The 14,967-nt window shown below is 58.2% G+C and carries 16 protein-coding genes; 8 read left to right on the forward strand and 8 right to left on the reverse strand.

Translation table 11 applies throughout. The annotated features are described in order from the left end of the window. The first annotated feature begins 6 nt into the window (after nt 1-6). Both tdh and ACK5JN_RS04355 read left to right on the forward strand, forming a co-directional pair. Entirely contained in the window at nt 7-1,032 is a 1,026-nt protein-coding gene (tdh, locus tag ACK5JN_RS04350) for an L-threonine 3-dehydrogenase (RefSeq protein ID WP_416869028.1), read from the forward strand. 144 nt (nt 1,033-1,176) lie between these two features. Continuing rightward, nucleotides 1,177-2,214 carry a glycosyltransferase gene (locus ACK5JN_RS04355; protein WP_416869029.1) on the forward strand — a complete coding sequence of 346 codons (1,038 nt, stop codon included), beginning with the start codon at nt 1,177-1,179 and terminating at the stop codon, nt 2,212-2,214. Here ACK5JN_RS04355 and ACK5JN_RS04360 read toward each other — a convergent pair. From ACK5JN_RS04360 to gpmM, 3 genes are read right to left on the reverse strand one after another with little or no spacing between them, the layout of a single operon-like run. Continuing rightward, nucleotides 2,211-3,140 (reverse strand): divergent polysaccharide deacetylase family protein, encoded by a 930-nt coding sequence (locus tag ACK5JN_RS04360; protein WP_416869030.1) that lies wholly within the window; start codon nt 3,138-3,140, stop codon nt 2,211-2,213. The genes ACK5JN_RS04355 and ACK5JN_RS04360 overlap by 4 nt on opposite strands. Before the next feature lie 3 nt (nt 3,141-3,143). Continuing rightward, nucleotides 3,144-4,415 (reverse strand): murein hydrolase activator EnvC, encoded by a 1,272-nt coding sequence (envC, locus tag ACK5JN_RS04365; protein WP_416869031.1) that lies wholly within the window; start codon nt 4,413-4,415, stop codon nt 3,144-3,146. A gap of 9 nt (nt 4,416-4,424) precedes the next feature. Beyond that, entirely contained in the window at nt 4,425-5,972 is a 1,548-nt protein-coding gene (gene gpmM / locus ACK5JN_RS04370; RefSeq protein WP_416869032.1) for a 2,3-bisphosphoglycerate-independent phosphoglycerate mutase, read from the reverse strand. 248 nt (nt 5,973-6,220) lie between these two features. On the opposite strand from gpmM, the gene ACK5JN_RS04375 reads away from it, so the two are divergent. The 5 genes from ACK5JN_RS04375 to cysE all read left to right on the forward strand — a co-directional run bounded on the left by ACK5JN_RS04375 (nt 6,221) and on the right by cysE (nt 9,413). Continuing rightward, complete coding sequence (locus ACK5JN_RS04375; RefSeq protein WP_416869033.1) at nt 6,221-6,652, forward strand: rhodanese-like domain-containing protein; 432 nt, start codon at nt 6,221-6,223, stop codon at nt 6,650-6,652. A gap of 39 nt (nt 6,653-6,691) precedes the next feature. Next, the gene (gene grxC, locus ACK5JN_RS04380) at nt 6,692-6,943 is read left to right on the forward strand and encodes a glutaredoxin 3 (RefSeq protein ID WP_106924973.1); all 252 of its coding nucleotides are present in this window, start codon (nt 6,692-6,694) and stop codon (nt 6,941-6,943) included. Nucleotides 6,944-7,028: 85 nt separating this feature from the next. Continuing rightward, a complete protein-coding gene (gene secB, locus ACK5JN_RS04385; protein ID WP_064541041.1) occupies nt 7,029-7,496 on the forward strand; it encodes a protein-export chaperone SecB in 468 nt (155 codons plus the stop codon). Continuing rightward, nucleotides 7,496-8,515 carry an NAD(P)H-dependent glycerol-3-phosphate dehydrogenase gene (gene gpsA / locus ACK5JN_RS04390; RefSeq protein WP_416869034.1) on the forward strand — a complete coding sequence of 340 codons (1,020 nt, stop codon included), beginning with the start codon at nt 7,496-7,498 and terminating at the stop codon, nt 8,513-8,515. Before secB ends, gpsA begins: the two co-directional genes overlap by 1 nt. Nucleotides 8,516-8,591: 76 nt before the next feature. Next, nucleotides 8,592-9,413 carry a serine O-acetyltransferase gene (cysE, locus tag ACK5JN_RS04395; protein WP_035894708.1) on the forward strand — a complete coding sequence of 274 codons (822 nt, stop codon included), beginning with the start codon at nt 8,592-8,594 and terminating at the stop codon, nt 9,411-9,413. Nucleotides 9,414-9,496: 83 nt separating this feature from the next. Here cysE and trmL read toward each other — a convergent pair whose 3' ends face one another. The 5 genes from trmL to ACK5JN_RS04420 all read right to left on the reverse strand — a co-directional run bounded on the left by trmL (nt 9,497) and on the right by ACK5JN_RS04420 (nt 14,395). After that, on the reverse strand, nt 9,497-9,970 hold the full coding sequence (gene trmL, locus ACK5JN_RS04400; RefSeq protein ID WP_416869035.1) for a tRNA (uridine(34)/cytosine(34)/5-carboxymethylaminomethyluridine(34)-2'-O)-methyltransferase TrmL: 474 nt from the start codon (nt 9,968-9,970) through the stop codon (nt 9,497-9,499). A 174-nt stretch (nt 9,971-10,144) separates the two neighbouring features. After that, nucleotides 10,145-11,329, reverse strand: a complete 1,185-nt coding sequence (lldD, locus tag ACK5JN_RS04405) for an FMN-dependent L-lactate dehydrogenase LldD (protein WP_416869036.1) — start codon at nt 11,327-11,329, stop codon at nt 10,145-10,147. Next, nucleotides 11,326-12,102: a transcriptional regulator LldR gene (gene lldR / locus ACK5JN_RS04410; protein WP_416869037.1), complete on the reverse strand. Its 777-nt coding sequence runs from the start codon at nt 12,100-12,102 to the stop codon at nt 11,326-11,328. Before lldR ends, lldD begins: the two co-directional genes overlap by 4 nt. Then, entirely contained in the window at nt 12,099-13,754 is a 1,656-nt protein-coding gene (lldP, locus tag ACK5JN_RS04415; RefSeq protein ID WP_416869038.1) for an L-lactate permease, read from the reverse strand. Before lldP ends, lldR begins: the two co-directional genes overlap by 4 nt. 278 nt (nt 13,755-14,032) lie before the next feature. After that, entirely contained in the window at nt 14,033-14,395 is a 363-nt protein-coding gene (locus tag ACK5JN_RS04420) for a YibL family ribosome-associated protein (RefSeq protein ID WP_223803697.1), read from the reverse strand. A gap of 273 nt (nt 14,396-14,668) precedes the next feature. On the opposite strand from ACK5JN_RS04420, the gene ACK5JN_RS04425 reads away from it, so the two are divergent. Continuing rightward, on the forward strand, nt 14,669-14,878 hold the full coding sequence (locus ACK5JN_RS04425) for a hypothetical protein (protein WP_416869039.1): 210 nt from the start codon (nt 14,669-14,671) through the stop codon (nt 14,876-14,878). The last annotated feature ends 89 nt before the right edge of the window (nt 14,879-14,967 follow it).

The following is a 14,967-nucleotide window of genomic DNA, read 5'->3' on the forward strand; positions in this document are numbered from 1 at the left end:
TCTCAGATGAAAGCGTTATCCAAACTGAAAGCTGAAGAAGGGATCTGGATGACCGACGTTCCGGAACCGGAGCTCGGCCATAACGATCTGCTGATTAAAATTCGCAAAACCGCGATTTGCGGCACCGACGTGCATATCTACAACTGGGACGAATGGTCGCAGAAAACCATCCCGGTGCCGATGGTCGTGGGCCATGAATACGTGGGCGAAGTGGTCGGCATCGGCCAGGAAGTGCGTGGCTTTAAGGTCGGCGACCGCGTTTCCGGCGAAGGCCACATCACCTGCGGCCACTGCCGTAACTGCCGCGCCGGGCGTACGCACCTGTGCCGCAACACCATTGGCGTCGGCGTTAACCGCCCGGGCTGCTTCGCGGAATATCTGGTGATCCCGGCGTTCAACGCCTTTAAAATCCCGGACAATATTTCCGACGAGCTGGCCTCTATTTTCGACCCGTTCGGCAATGCGGTGCACACCGCGCTCTCCTTCGACCTGGTCGGTGAAGACGTGCTGGTTTCCGGCGCGGGCCCGATTGGCGTGATGGCGGCGGCGGTAGCGAAACACGTTGGCGCGCGTAACGTGGTGATTACCGACGTGAACGAATACCGCCTGGAGCTGGCGCGCAAGATGGGCGTGACCCGCGCGGTGAACGTTGCCAAAGAGAACCTCAACGACGTGATGGCTGAGCTGGGCATGACCGAAGGCTTTGACGTCGGCCTGGAGATGTCCGGCGCGCCGCCGGCGTTCCGCTCGATGCTGGACACCATGAACCACGGCGGGCGTATCGCGATGCTGGGGATCCCGCCGTCGGATATGTCCATCGACTGGACCAAAGTTATCTTTAAAGGGCTGTTTATTAAAGGTATCTACGGTCGTGAAATGTTCGAAACCTGGTACAAGATGGCCGCGCTGATCCAGTCTGGCCTCGACCTGTCGCCGATCATTACTCACCGCTTCGGCATCGATGACTTCCAGAAAGGCTTTGACGCGATGCGCTCGGGTCAGTCCGGTAAAGTCGTGCTGAGCTGGGATTAATCCTCGTTGTATAACCGCTCCCCGGGCCTCGGTCCGGGGATTTTTTTGCCCGCACGCACAACAGGCAGCAACAACTTTCGCTGACCTTTTGCGGCTATCTATGTTAAAAATTGCCGTTAATTACACTGTTTGGCAGGATTTTATATGACCTACACCCCCGGTCTCCTGAGCGTCATCATGCCGCTTTACAACACGGGTGAGCCGTTCATCGCCTGTATGGATTCGCTGATTGCCCAAACCTGGCAGAATATCGAGATCATCATCGTTAACGATGGCTCGACGGATAATTCAGCCGAGCTGGCACAGTCCTACGTTGACCGCTATCCGCACGTTCATCTGCTGCACCAGCGCAATGCGGGCGTTTCGGCGGCGCGTAATACCGGCATGAAAGTGGCGAAAGGGGAGTACATTGCTTACGTTGATGGTGATGACATTGCCTATCCAGAGATGTACGAAACGCTGATGACGATGGCGCTAAAAGACAATCTCGACGTAGCGCAGTGCAACGCCGACTGGTGTATCGCCGAAACCGGCAAAACCTGGGCATCCATTCCGACTGACCGTATTCGCTCCACCGAGGTGATGACCGGGCCGGACTGGCTGCGTAAAGGGCTGGCGAGCCGCCGCTGGCGTCACGTGGTGTGGATGGGCGTCTACCGTCACCAGACTATCCGCGACGCGGGGCTGAGCTTTGTTCCCGGTCTGCATCATCAGGATATTATCTGGTCGACCGAGTTTATGTTTAACGCCAAACGCGCGCGTTACACCGAAGTGCCGCTGTACAAGTACTTCCTGCACGGCGCCTCCGTCAGCCGCCTGCCGCGCACCGGGCTGAAAAACCTGGCTTACCAGCGTCACTATCTCAAAATTACCCGCCTGCTCGATAAAATGAACCACGACTACGCCGGGCGCATTCCGATTTATCCGGAGTTTAAACAGCAGGTGATTTATGAAGCGCTGCGCGTCTGCCACTGCATTCGTAAAGAGCCGGACCAGAAGATTCGCGAGCGGATGATTGCCGAAGCGGAAGTCTCCGGCATGTTGAAACGCATGGTGAGCAATATTTGCAGCGTGAAGCTGGCGTATCAGGTCATGCTGTGGGCCATGCGCTTTAACAAATGGCGCGATAAATCACTCACGCCGCGCCGTCTGGCCCATCTTACGCTGGATCTGGAAGACTAACCGTTCTGCCACCCCTGCCACTGCAGCTGCATATACTGCACCAGCGTGCTGTGGGTGATGCTCTCGCTTAACACGTTGAAGAAGCGGCTGGCGTACACCGGCTCCAGCGGTTTCTTCGGCTGGCAGAGCTTCACGCCGCGGAACGGGTTGCGCGGGGTATTCGGCTGCGTTTGCGGCACGCCGCGATTCGGCGTTGAGGTATCGACCTGCGGTTCGTTGAGCAGGCTGCTTGGGCGTACCAGGGTGATATCCGGCGGCAGGTTATAGACCATTTGCTGTAAGACGCGCACGGTGGTGGGATGCGGATGGCCAATGGCAATCGCTGAACCGTTGCGGCGCGCCAGATCGACCGCCCGGTTAAACTGGCGGCGAATGTCCGCCTCGTTTTGCGTGTCGTCGAGGAACACCCGACGCTTAATCACCTTCACGCCGGTACCGTTAGCGGCGCGCATGGCCTGGCTGTTGCCGATGGTCATGCTGTCGAGGAAGTAAAGATTGTAGCGGCTGAGCGTCTGCATCACCTTCTGCATGCCGAACAGGCTGGAGGTCATCGCGCTGCCCATGTGGTTGTTCAGCCCCACGGCATACGGCACTTTATCTACCGCTTCGCGGATAATCCGCTCGATCTCATCGCTGCTCATATCCGGACGCAGCGTGTCTTTTTCCAGCGGCTGCTTGCTCAGCGGCGCCATTGGCAGGTGAATCAGCACCTCGTGCCCGGCGTTATGGGCTTTGGTGGCCATTTCCCGGGCGTGCGGGGCGTTAGGTAACACGGCGACGGAAATGGTGGACGGCATCGCCAGCACCTGATTTTCCTGATGCGGGCGATAACCAAAGTCATCGATAACGATAGAGAGCTTACCGGCATGGCTCGGCGCGGCGAAAACCAGCGCGCCGAGAAGTACAACCCGACGAAATTGAAGCAAAACTTATCTTCCCAACCACGGCAGTGGATTGACCGCCTGACCCTGGCGGCGAATTTCGAAATAGAGCGACGGTCGACCCTGACCGCCGCTGTTGCCCACCAGGGCGATCGGCTGCCCGGCGCGGACCTGTGTGCCGACGCTGACCAGCGCGCTCTGGTTATAACCGTAAAGGCTCATATCGCCTTTACCGTGCTCGACCACCACCACCAGGCCATAGCCCTGTAGCCAGTCGGCAAGGATGACGCGCCCATCGGCAATGGCTTTAACTTCGGTGCCTTCCGATGCGCTGATCACCATCCCCTTCCAACGTAGCTCACCTTGCAGCTGTTCGCCATAACGATGCAGCGTGGTACCGCGAACCGGCCAGTAGGCCTGACCGCGCGGCGCGCCCAGCCCTCCGGTGCGCGCCATCAGTGAACGTTCACTTTCGGAAGGTTTGTAGGTGGTGCCTTTGCGGGTGGCTTCTTGCTGACGGTTACGTACCGCCTGGGCCTCTTTGGCTTCACGTTCGGCGCGGGCTTTTGCCGCCGCTTCGGCACGCGCAATGCTATTGCGCAGGCGAGATTCGTTCGCCCGTAGCTCGCCAAGCTGTTGCTGGCCCTGCTCAATGGAGGATTCCAGCCCGGAAATTGTTTTCTGGCGCTCGTTACGCGCCGCTTCGAGTTTGGCCTGCTGGGCCTTCTGCTCGTACAGCAGCGTCTGCTGCTCGCTCTGTTTGTCTTCCAGCTCGGTTTTTTGCGCCGCCATCTCTTCGCGAGTTTGTTTCAGCTCGGCGATCGTTTCCTGGCGTGCCTGGTTCAGGTAGCCAAAATAGGCCTGCAGGCGCTGCCCGCGCTGGCTTTCTTCGCCGCTGAGAATTAGCTGAATACCGGTGTGCTCGCCCTGACGAAACGCGGCGTCAAGCTGCGCCGCCAGATTACGTTCCTGCGTGGCGCGCTGGGCTTCCAGTTTCGCCATATTGGCGTTCATCTCGGCGATTTGCGCATTGAGCTGCGTCAGCGAGTTTTGCGTTTCGCGTAGCTGACGCGCGGCGGCGGCAATGGCCTGTTCCTGCGCTTTAAGCTGGGCGAGAAGGGTGGAGCGTTGCTGCTGCTGTTGGCGTACCGCGCGCTCTTTGGCGGCGATATCGGCCTGAATAGACTGGAGCTGCGAGCGGTCGTCCGCATGGGCGGGCGCGGCGCACAGCAATACGCCAGCGCTGAGCGCGCTGGCGTAAAACGTGGACCGAAGCGTGGCCTCGGCCCATTTAATGGAATAGATCGCCTTTCCCCTCATGGGGAAGGATTATTCCACGATGAACAGCGGCTTACCAGTCATCTGTTGCGGGATTTCCATCCCCATCAGCGCCAGCATGGTCGGCGCGATGTCGGAGAGCTTACCGCCTTCCACCGCTTTGACGGTTTTGTCGCCAACGTAAATCAGCGGAACCGGCAGGCTGGTGTGGGCAGTGTGCGCCTGGCCGGTAGCCGGATCGCGCATCTGCTCTGCGTTGCCGTGGTCAGCGGTGACCAGCAGCTGGCCGCCCACTTTTTCCACCGCGCGGGTGACTTCATCCAGGCAGTGATCCAGCGCTTCAACGGCCTTCACTGCGGCTTCCATCACGCCGGTATGACCAACCATATCGCCGTTCGGGTAGTTACAGATGATGGTGTCGTATTTGCCGCTTTCGATCGCTGCAACCAGCTTCTCGGTCAGCTCGGCGGAGCTCATTTCCGGCTGCAGGTCGTAGGTCGCCACTTTCGGAGAGTTGATCAGAATGCGGTCTTCGCCTTTGAACGGCTCTTCGACGCCGCCGTTAAAGAAGAAGGTGACGTGCGCGTATTTCTCGGTTTCGGAGATGCGCAGCTGGGTTTTGTCATGGTTCGCCATCCACTCGCCGAAGGTGTTTTCCAGAGAGGCTGGCGGGTAGGCGCACGGCGCTTTGATGTCTGCCGCGTATTCGGTCAGCATAATGAAATCGCCCAGCTTCACTTCGGTGCGACGCTTGAAGCCGTCGAAGTCAGCGTTGACGAAGGCGCGGGTGATTTCACGGGCACGGTCGGCGCGGAAGTTCATGAAGATCAGCGCATCGCCGTCTTCCATGGCCGCATCGGCCTGGCCGGCAGCGCGGATAACGGTCGCTTTCACGAATTCGTCGTTTTCGTCACGGGCGTAAGCGGCTTCCTGCGCGGCAACGGCGGTGTCTGCCTGGAATTCGCCTTTTGCTTCAACCAGCAGGTTGTAAGCTTGTTCAACGCGATCCCAGCGGTTATCACGGTCCATCGCGTAGTAACGGCCAATGATGGATGCGACGCGGCCTTTGCCCAGCGCGGCGAATTTTTCTTCGAACTTCTGCAGGGAGCCGTTGGCGCTGCGCGGCGGGGTATCGCGACCGTCGAGGAAGGCGTGCAGGTAGATTTTTTCTGCGCCACGTTCCGCGGCCAGTTCAACCATCGCCATGATGTGATCTTCGTGGCTGTGAACGCCACCGGCGGACAGCAGGCCCATAATGTGTACCGCTTTACCGGCGGCAACCGCTTTGTCTACCGCGCCGGACAGCACCGGGTTAGTGAAGAACTGACGATCTTTGATTTCAACGTCAAGACGAGTCAGATCCTGATACACGATACGGCCTGCGCCCAGGTTCACGTGACCCACTTCGGAGTTACCCATCTGCCCGTCCGGCAGGCCTACTTCCAGGCCAGAGGCGTGGATCAGGGTGTGCGGGCGTTTGGCCCACAGCGCGTCCATCACCGGGGTTTTAGCGCTGTAAATAGCGTTATCCTGATGCTCTTCGCGGTAGCCGTAGCCATCCAGGATCACCAGTACCATAGGTTTTTTAGAAACCGACATTGCGACAACCTCATGCTCTAAAGACAGAAAATTTGCGTAATTTTACTACAGCTGAATCGATAAAATAACAATGAGAGATCAAAGAAAGCGGGGAGATGCGTACGGAAAAACGTTCATTTTCACCCTTTTTTCCGTAGCACTCCGCAGAAAACGCATTACATCGCGCGCGCTGGCTGTATTTGCGCCACGCCGCAGGTATACTCCTTCCCTGGTTTTTAAACATTACACGTCGGGAGCTGTTACCCCCCATGCAAGAAATTATGCAATTTGTAGGTCGTCACCCTGTCCTGAGCATCGCGTGGATCGCGCTGCTGGCGGCCGTGCTGTTCACCACCTTTAAAGGGCTGATGTCTAAAGTTAAGGTCATCAACCGCGGTGAAGCGACGCGCCTGATCAACAAAGAAGACGCGGTTGTTGTCGACCTGCGCCAGCGTGATGATTTCCGTAAAGGCCACATTGCCGGTTCCCTGAACCTGCTGCCGAACGAAATCAAAGCCAACAACCTCGGCGAGCTGGAAAAACACAAAGACAAGCCGGTTATCGTCACCGACGGTTCCGGGATGCAGGCAACGGATTCCGCAAACGCGCTGCTGAAAGCCGGTTTTGAAAAAGTATTCGTACTGAAAGAAGGTATTGCTGGCTGGAGCGGTGAAAACCTGCCTCTGGTTCGCGGCAAATAATTCCCTGCTCGTTCATCGAGTGAAGTCAGGAGAACTGTCATGGCGAAGATTGAAATCTATACCAAAGCAACATGCCCGTATTGCCACCGTGCAAAAGCGCTGCTGTCTGAAAAAGGCGTCACCTTCCAGGAGCTGCCGATTGACGGTAACGCCGAAAAGCGTGAAGAGATGATCCAGCGCAGCGGCCGCACGACGGTTCCGCAGATTTTTATTGATGCACAGCACATTGGCGGCTGCGACGACTTGTATGCGCTTGATGCGCGTGGTGGACTTGATCCCCTGCTGCGCTAATGCTTTGCGAAGCGTTCACGCCTGACCTGGGCGGGCGTGAAGCGTACCGCTTTTTTTTAAGGACAACACGAAAGGGTTTTTACACATGTCAGAACAAAACAACGCAGAAATGGCTTTCCAGATTCAGCGCATCTACACCAAAGACGTTTCCTTTGAAGCGCCGAATGCGCCGCACGTTTTCCAGAAAGATTGGCAGCCAGAGGTTAAACTTGATCTGGATACCGCTTCCAACCAGCTGGCTGAAGGCGTGTATGAAGTGGTGCTGCGTGTCACCGTAACGGCGACGCTGGGCGAAGAGACGGCTTTCCTGTGTGAAACTCAGCAGGCGGGTATCTTCTCTATCGAAGGCATTGAAGGAACTCAGATGGCTCACTGCCTGGGTGCCTACTGCCCGAACATCCTGTTCCCGTATGCGCGTGAATGCATCACCAGCCTGGTTTCCCGTGGGACCTTCCCACAGCTGAACCTTGCGCCGGTTAACTTTGATGCGCTGTTCATGAACTATCTGCAGCAGCAGGCTGGCGAAGGTGCAGAACAACATCAGGATGCCTGATGAACGCACTTAATGCTTCAATGACTGTGATCGGTGCCGGCTCGTACGGCACCGCTCTTGCCATCACCGTGGCAAGAAACGGCCACCAGGTTGTACTCTGGGGCCACGATCCCAAACATGTCGCGACGCTACAGCACGATCGCTGTAACGCGGCATTCCTGCCCGACGTTCCATTCCCCGATACGCTCCACCTGGAAAGCGACTTAGCGACCGCGCTGGCTGCCAGCCGCGATATTCTGGTGGTGGTCCCCAGCCACGTGTTTGGCGACGTACTGCGCCAGATGAAACCGCTGCTGCGCCCCGACGCGCGCCTGGTCTGGGCGACGAAAGGGCTGGAAGCCGAAACTGGCCGCCTGTTGCAGGACGTGGCGCGCGAAGCGCTGGGCGACGAGATCCCGCTTGCGGTGATTTCCGGCCCGACGTTTGCCAAAGAGCTGGCGGCAGGTCTGCCGACGGCGATTTCGCTGGCGGCGACGGACCCGGTTTTTGCCGACGATCTGCAGCAGCTGCTGCACTGCGGTAAAAGCTTCCGCGTCTACAGCAACCCGGATTTCATCGGCGTCCAGCTGGGCGGCGCGGTGAAAAACGTCATTGCCATTGGCGCGGGCATCTCCGACGGCATCGGCTTTGGCGCGAATGCGCGGACCGCGCTGATTACCCGCGGGCTGACCGAAATGTCGCGCCTCGGCGTGGCGCTCGGCGCTGACCCGGTGACCTTTATGGGCATGGCGGGGCTCGGCGATTTAGTCCTGACCTGTACCGACAACCAGTCGCGCAACCGCCGTTTTGGCATGGCGCTGGGCAAAGGGGCGCAGGTGCAGGAAGCGCAGGACAGTATTGGCCAGGTGGTCGAAGGTTACCGTAATACCAAAGAAGTCCGCGAGTTGGCGCACCGGGTAGGTGTCGAAATGCCAATAACCGAGGAAATTTATCAGGTATTATATTGCGGAAAAAACGCGCGCGAGGCAGCATTGACCTTATTAGGTCGTGCACGCAAGGATGAGCATAGCGGCAATTAATCGCAGGAAACCTTTGTCATCCGACGATCCGGCAAGCGCAGACTTGCCGATCGTTCCAATATGTCTGGAGTAAGCAATGTCGTGTGAAGAACTGGAAATTGTCTGGAACAATATTAAAGCGGAAGCCAGGGCTCTGGCAGACTGTGAGCCGATGCTCGCCAGTTTTTATCACGCGACGTTACTCAAGCACGAAAACCTTGGCAGCGCGCTGAGCTACATGCTTGCCAACAAGCTGGCTTCACCGATTATGCCCGCCATTGCCATTCGCGAAGTGGTGGAAGAAGCCTACGCCGCCGACCCGGAGATGATCGCCTCCGCCGCCTGTGATATTCAGGCCGTGCGCACCCGTGACCCGGCGGTCGACAAATATTCCACCCCGCTGCTGTACCTGAAGGGCTTCCACGCCCTGCAGGCCTATCGTATCGGCCACTGGCTGTGGGGGCAGGGGCGTCGCGCGCTGGCGATTTTCCTGCAAAATCAGGTCTCAGTCTCGTTCCAGGTCGATATTCACCCGGCGGCAAAAATTGGCCGCGGCATCATGCTCGACCACGCCACCGGCATTGTGGTGGGGGAAACGGCGGTGATCGAAAACGATGTCTCGATTCTGCAATCCGTCACCCTTGGCGGTACCGGTAAAACCAGCGGCGATCGTCACCCGAAAATTCGTGAAGGGGTGATGATTGGCGCCGGGGCGAAGATCCTCGGCAATATTGAAGTAGGGCGCGGCGCGAAGATTGGCGCGGGCTCGGTGGTGCTACAACCGGTACCGCCGCATACCACCGCCGCTGGCGTACCGGCGCGTATCGTTGGCAAACCGGAGTCGGATAAACCGGCGATGGATATGGATCAGCACTTCAACGGCATTAACCACGGGTTTGAGTACGGAGACGGGATTTAACGCTGCGGCGTTCCCGGCGTCGCTTCGCTCGGCCGGGCTACCTTCAAATGTAGCCCGGGCAAGGCGCCGCTTCCGGGAATGCGTTAGCTACGTAATACCGCGCCCGGATACCCCAGCTGGCGCCACGCCTCATACACCACCACCGACACCGCATTCGACAGGTTCATGCTGCGGCTGTCCGGCATCATTGGAATACGAATTTTTTGCTCGGGTGGCAGCGCATCGAGGATGGTCGCGGGCAGCCCGCGCGTCTCCGGGCCAAACATCAGAAAATCACCGTCCTGATAGCTCACCGCGCTGTGGGCGGGCGTGCCTTTGGTGGTCAGGGCAAACAGCCGCTGCGGTTTGGCGCTTGCCAGGAAAGCGGCGTAATCCGCATGACGCTGCACGGCGGTAAACTCATGATAATCCAGCCCAGCGCGGCGCAGACGCTTATCGTCCCACGCAAAGCCCATCGGCTCGATGATATGCAGATTAAAGCCGGTATTGGCGCACAGACGGATGATAGTGCCGGTATTCGGCGGGATTTCTGGTTCGAATAAAACGATGTTCAGCATGTTGCCCCCTGGATTGCGCGGGCAGGATAGCAGAATTTACGGAAACCCTCACCCCGGCTCTCTCCCTGAAAGGGAGAGGGAGCAGAGCAGGTCTGCGGGTGAGCAAACGAAACTGAACGATCCCCTCTCCCCGCTGGGGAGAGGGCTAGGGTGAGGGGAACAACCGGCGCAGAACTACGCAGCGCTCCCCTGCTTAATGGCGTTAAACGTCCGCGCCATCTCCGCATTATTCACCAGTGAATCGCGGCTAATCTCGTTAATCGATTTTGCCCCGGTAAGCGTCATCGCCACCTTCATCTCTTTCTCCACCAGATTCAGCAGATTCGCTACCCCCGCCTGGCCGTGGGTCGCCAGCGCGTACAGATAGGCGCGGCCCAGCAGCACGCTGTCTGCGCCCAGCGCGATCATGCGCACCACGTCCAGACCGTTGCGGATACCGCTGTCGGCGAGGATCGTGATATCGCCCTTCACCGCGTCGGCAATGGCCGGTAGCGCGCGAGTGGAGGAGAGCACGCCGTCGAGCTGGCGGCCGCCGTGGTTCGACACCACGATCCCGTCGGCACCGAAACGTACCGCGTCGCGCGCGTCTTCCGGATCAAGGATCCCCTTGATCACCATCGGGCCGTCCCAGAATTCGCGGATCCACTCGAGGTCTTTCCATGAAATAGACGGATCGAAGTTATTCGCCAGCCAGCCGATGTAATCTTCCAGCCCGGTCGGTTTACCGAGGTAGGTAGAGATATTGCCCAGGTCATGCGGGCGACCGTTCAGCCCCACATCCCATGCCCACTGCGGGTGGGTGACGGCCTGCCAGTAGCGGCGCATCGCGGCGTTGGTTCCGCTCATGCCGGAGTGGGCATCACGGTAGCGTGCGCCGGGCGTCGGCATATCGACGGTGAACACCAGCGTCGAGCAGCCTGCGGCCTTGGCACGTTCCAGCGCGTTACGCATAAAGCCGCGATCGCGCAGGACATACAGCTGGAACCACATCGGGCGCTTGATAGTCGGGGCCACTTCTTCAATCGGGCACACCGACACGGTGGAAAGGGTAAACGGAATGCCTTTCGCATCGGCGGCGGCGGCGGCCTGCACTTCGCCGCGACGGGCGTACATGCCGCACAGGCCCACCGGGGCCAGCGCCACCGGCATCGACAGCTGCTCTTTGAACAGCGTGGTTTCCAGGCTCAGGTCGGACATATTTTTCAGCACCCGCTGGCGCAGCGCCACATCGGACAGGTCTTCCACGTTGCGGCGCAGAGTGTGCTCCGAGTAGGCGCCGCCGTCGATGTAGTGGAACAGGAACGGCGGCAGAATGCGCTGGGCGGCGGCGCGGTAGTCACTCGCGGCGGAAATAATCATGCTTTTTTCTCCCTGGAAATTTCGTTGTGGTCGTCGGGCAGGCGGGTACTCCGCGCCTGGCGGGCCAGGTCTTCATCAAAACGTTTAATGGTGGTGTGGACAAAACCAAGGTGCGCCATCATCGCCTGACGCGCGCCTTCGGCGTCACCGGCGGTAATCGCGTTAAGAATCGCCAGATGCTGCTCGGTGAGCTTCGCAAACACCGGCGGCACCAGATACATCCGTTCACGGCTCTGGATCACCGACGATTGCAGTAGATCGAAAAAGCCGCGCATGGTTTGCAGCAGCACCACGTTGTGCGAGGCCTCGGCGATGGCCAGATGGAAGCGAACGTCGGCCTGTGAAGCGAGGTCCGGGTCATCGCTCTGGGTGGCGTCAAAGCAGAGGCGGATTTTTTCTTTATCGGCGTCGGTGGCGCGCATCGCCGCGTACCACGCGGTGCTGGCTTCAATGGCATGACGCGCTTCGAGGATGTCGAAGCTGTAGTCCGGGTCATCCGCCAGCAACGTCTTCAGCGGCTGCACGATATTCTGCTCCGACCAGCCTTCATGCTGCCAGCGCACGAAGGTGCCGCCGCCGCGGCGGCTAAGTAGCAATCCTTCGCTCACCAGCTTCGCCAGCGCCTCGCGCAGAGAGTTGCGCGAGACGCCGAGCTGGCTTGCCAGCTTGCGTTCGGCGGGCAATCGCATGCCCGCCTCCAGCTGTTGTTCTTCAATCAGCGCCCGCACGCGGCAGGCGACATCGTCTGACAGACGTTTGGGCAGGGTTATCACGGGATCATCCAGGTTAAGACGTAAGCCTGTAGCGTGGTGATCACGCCCACCATGCAGGTGAAGATCAGGCTATGTTTCACGGTGAAGCGGAACAGGTCGGACTCTTTGCCTACCAGTCCTACTGCCGCACAGGCGATCGCAATCGACTGCGGCGAAATCATCTTGCCGGTAACGCCGCCGGTGGTATTCGCGGCCACCAGCAGCACGTCCGACACGCCAATCTGCTGAGCGGCGGTGGCCTGAAGCGCGGCAAACAGGGCGTTGGAGGAGGTATCCGAGCCGGTCAGGAATACGCCCAGCCAGCCGAGGAACGGCGAGAAGAAGGTAAATGCGTGCCCGGTGTGCGCCAGTGCCAGCGCCAGCGTCGATGACAGCCCTGAGTAGTTTGAGATGAAAGCAAACGCCAGCACCATGCCGATGGAGTAAATCGGTAACGCCAGCTCTTTCAGCGTAGAGCCGAAGGTGTTGATGGCGTCTTTCGGCTTCATGCGTAGCCACACGATAGAGAGCAGGGCGGCAAACAGAATCGCCGTGCCGGTGGCGGAGAGCCAGTCGAACTTATACACCGCGGCATAGGCGGTCGCCTGGCTGACAACCGGCGGCATACGCGCAACCAGCTTGTCGAGATACGGCACTGAAATGTTAATCACCAGGTCGTACAGCGCGCCGCCCGGAGCAAACAGCGCTTTAAACGGCGGGATGCTCCACAGCGTGACGGTGGCGGTCAGGAACAGGAACGGCGACCATGCGCGGACGATTTGTCCGGCGGTGTAGCGAGTACGCGCCAGGTTCATATCCACCTGAGATGCGCCCATATCGCCAAAGCGGAAGATGCGTACCGGCTGCCAGCGCTTGAGGAACAGCGTCAGGCACACCAGCGACACCAGCGAGGAGATGATGTCCGGCAGCTCCGGGCCCAGGAAGTTAGAGCTGAGGTACTGGGCGATAGCAAAGGAACCGCCCGCCACCATCACCGCCGGCCAGGTCTCTTTGATGCCGCGCCAGCCGTCCATAATCGCCATGATCCAGAACAGCACGATAATGGTCAGGAACGGCAGCTGACGGCCCACCATCTGGCCGATTTCAAAGCTATCCAGCCCGGTAACCTGCCCGGCGACCAGAATCGGAATGCCCATCGCGCCGAACGCCACCGGCGCGGTGTTGACGATCAGGCACAGCCCGGCGGCGTACAGCGGGTTAAAGCCCAGGCCAACCAGCAGCGCCGCGGTAATCGCCACCGGCGCGCCAAAGCCAGCTGCCCCTTCCAGGAATGCGCCGAAGGAGAAGCCGACAATCAGCATCTGCAGGCGTTGGTCCGGCGTAATGGAGAGGATCGACGAGCGAATAATGTCGAACTGCCCGGTCTTCACCGAAATTTTGTAGACGAAAACGGCGGCGATAATAATCCAGGCGATCGGCCACAGGCCGTAGAAGAAGCCGTACACCACCGAAGCGAGCGCGCGGTCGACCGGCATTTTGTAGAACAGCAGCGCGACGGCCAGCGCGATAACCACCGTCCAGCTTGCCGCGACGTAGCCCTTCAGCTTGAGCTTAATCAGCGCAAAGAAGAAGAACAGGATAGGGAGCGAGGCGATCAGGCTGGATAGCCAGATATTGCCGGCCGGATCGTAGTTTTGTTGCCAGAGGCTCATGCAGGTCTCCAGGGGGCCACACGCGCTGGTCGGCGGTGAGTCTATGCTCATCTCTGCGTCACAGTTTGTGTAAAAGTGGCCCTGCCAATTAGGTGATGTAGGGGTAATGACAACGAATGGTTAACTAAATGTTATGTACTAGCAATGTGTTTGTGACTTTAAATGATGAAATTGTGAACCAATAGCGATTTGGTTGTGAAATTGGTTGGGCCAATTTGAGGGGGGAAAGAAGAGAACAAAACCTTCTCCCGGGCGGGAGAAGGCTCAGGGGCGGTGAATCAGAACTCGCTCTTCGCGAACCCGGTCATCACCTGCAGACCCATTTCACGGCCAAGCGCCGTCATGGGGTGAACAACCACCAGACCACGGACGCTTTTCTTCAGCTTGCCCATGTCGGCCTGTTCTTTTTTGGTAATCGGGCGGCTGAAGCCCATTTTCGTCAGCTTCTGCGCTTCTTTACTCAGCTTCTGAGTGTGAACTTCACGCAGGCGGGCGATTTCAGTTTCGAGCTTGGTTTTTTCTTCTTCCAGCTCGGCATATTTTTCTGCGCTTTCGACCAGAGACAGGCCTGCCTGCTGGTGGCGGATAGCGTCGAGCAGATCGCTCAGGCGCTTGATTTCATTTTTTTCGATTTCTTTCATCTTGCTGATATCTGATAACAAAATAGACGTAATAACGCTTAGTATGCGCGTTGTCGCTCATTTCTGGTAGTTAATTATACAAAATGGCCGTGTTTTATTACGTGATAATCAACGGCTCGCGACTATAACTTAATGAATAATATTAGTATTTCATAAATTAGTTAAGTCGATCGCTTTTTTGAAAATGAGTGACGAAAATCCGCACATTTTCCTCAACCCGTTACGTCAGGATTATCCATGCTTAGGGAAAGGTCTTAAAGAGGGAGAGCGACGATGAGTAAAATGGGCGAGAACGTACCGCAAATCATTGATAAAGCCGTAGACTTTATGGCCTCCAGCCAGGCTTTTATGGAGTATCTGCATAAACGTCCGCATTCGGACCGCGTACCCGCAGATATCCCAGAGGACAAAGCCGAGATGTTTCTGGCGCGACTGGCCCACTACCGTAACCTTTATCGTCCGGTGGAAACGCCGAAAAAGTAGTATAAAAAGCGGTATATTGACGCCGGTTTAACGACTTCTCCTGCTGGTGGTCCATCGCGGCCAGCCAGCGTTTTTTGCCGCCTGTCTTA

This window comes from Kluyvera sp., from assembly GCF_047971185.1.
Lineage (GTDB): Bacteria > Pseudomonadota > Gammaproteobacteria > Enterobacterales > Enterobacteriaceae > Kluyvera.

Coding starts and splice junctions, on each gene's coding strand:
- tdh (WP_416869028.1), top strand. CDS start 7: ATGAAAGCGTTATCCAAACTGAAAGCTGAAGAAGGGATCTGGATGACC.
- ACK5JN_RS04355 (WP_416869029.1), top strand. CDS start 1,177: ATGACCTACACCCCCGGTCTCCTGAGCGTCATCATGCCGCTTTACAAC.
- envC (WP_416869031.1), bottom strand. CDS start 4,415: ATGAGGGGAAAGGCGATCTATTCCATTAAATGGGCCGAGGCCACGCTT.
- gpmM (WP_416869032.1), bottom strand. CDS start 5,972: ATGTCGGTTTCTAAAAAACCTATGGTACTGGTGATCCTGGATGGCTAC.
- ACK5JN_RS04375 (WP_416869033.1), top strand. CDS start 6,221: ATGCAAGAAATTATGCAATTTGTAGGTCGTCACCCTGTCCTGAGCATC.
- grxC (WP_106924973.1), top strand. CDS start 6,692: ATGGCGAAGATTGAAATCTATACCAAAGCAACATGCCCGTATTGCCAC.
- secB (WP_064541041.1), top strand. CDS start 7,029: ATGTCAGAACAAAACAACGCAGAAATGGCTTTCCAGATTCAGCGCATC.
- gpsA (WP_416869034.1), top strand. CDS start 7,496: ATGAACGCACTTAATGCTTCAATGACTGTGATCGGTGCCGGCTCGTAC.
- cysE (WP_035894708.1), top strand. CDS start 8,592: ATGTCGTGTGAAGAACTGGAAATTGTCTGGAACAATATTAAAGCGGAA.
- trmL (WP_416869035.1), bottom strand. CDS start 9,970: ATGCTGAACATCGTTTTATTCGAACCAGAAATCCCGCCGAATACCGGC.
- lldD (WP_416869036.1), bottom strand. CDS start 11,329: ATGATTATTTCCGCCGCGAGTGACTACCGCGCCGCCGCCCAGCGCATT.
- lldP (WP_416869038.1), bottom strand. CDS start 13,754: ATGAGCCTCTGGCAACAAAACTACGATCCGGCCGGCAATATCTGGCTA.
- ACK5JN_RS04420 (WP_223803697.1), bottom strand. CDS start 14,395: ATGAAAGAAATCGAAAAAAATGAAATCAAGCGCCTGAGCGATCTGCTC.
- ACK5JN_RS04425 (WP_416869039.1), top strand. CDS start 14,669: ATGAGTAAAATGGGCGAGAACGTACCGCAAATCATTGATAAAGCCGTA.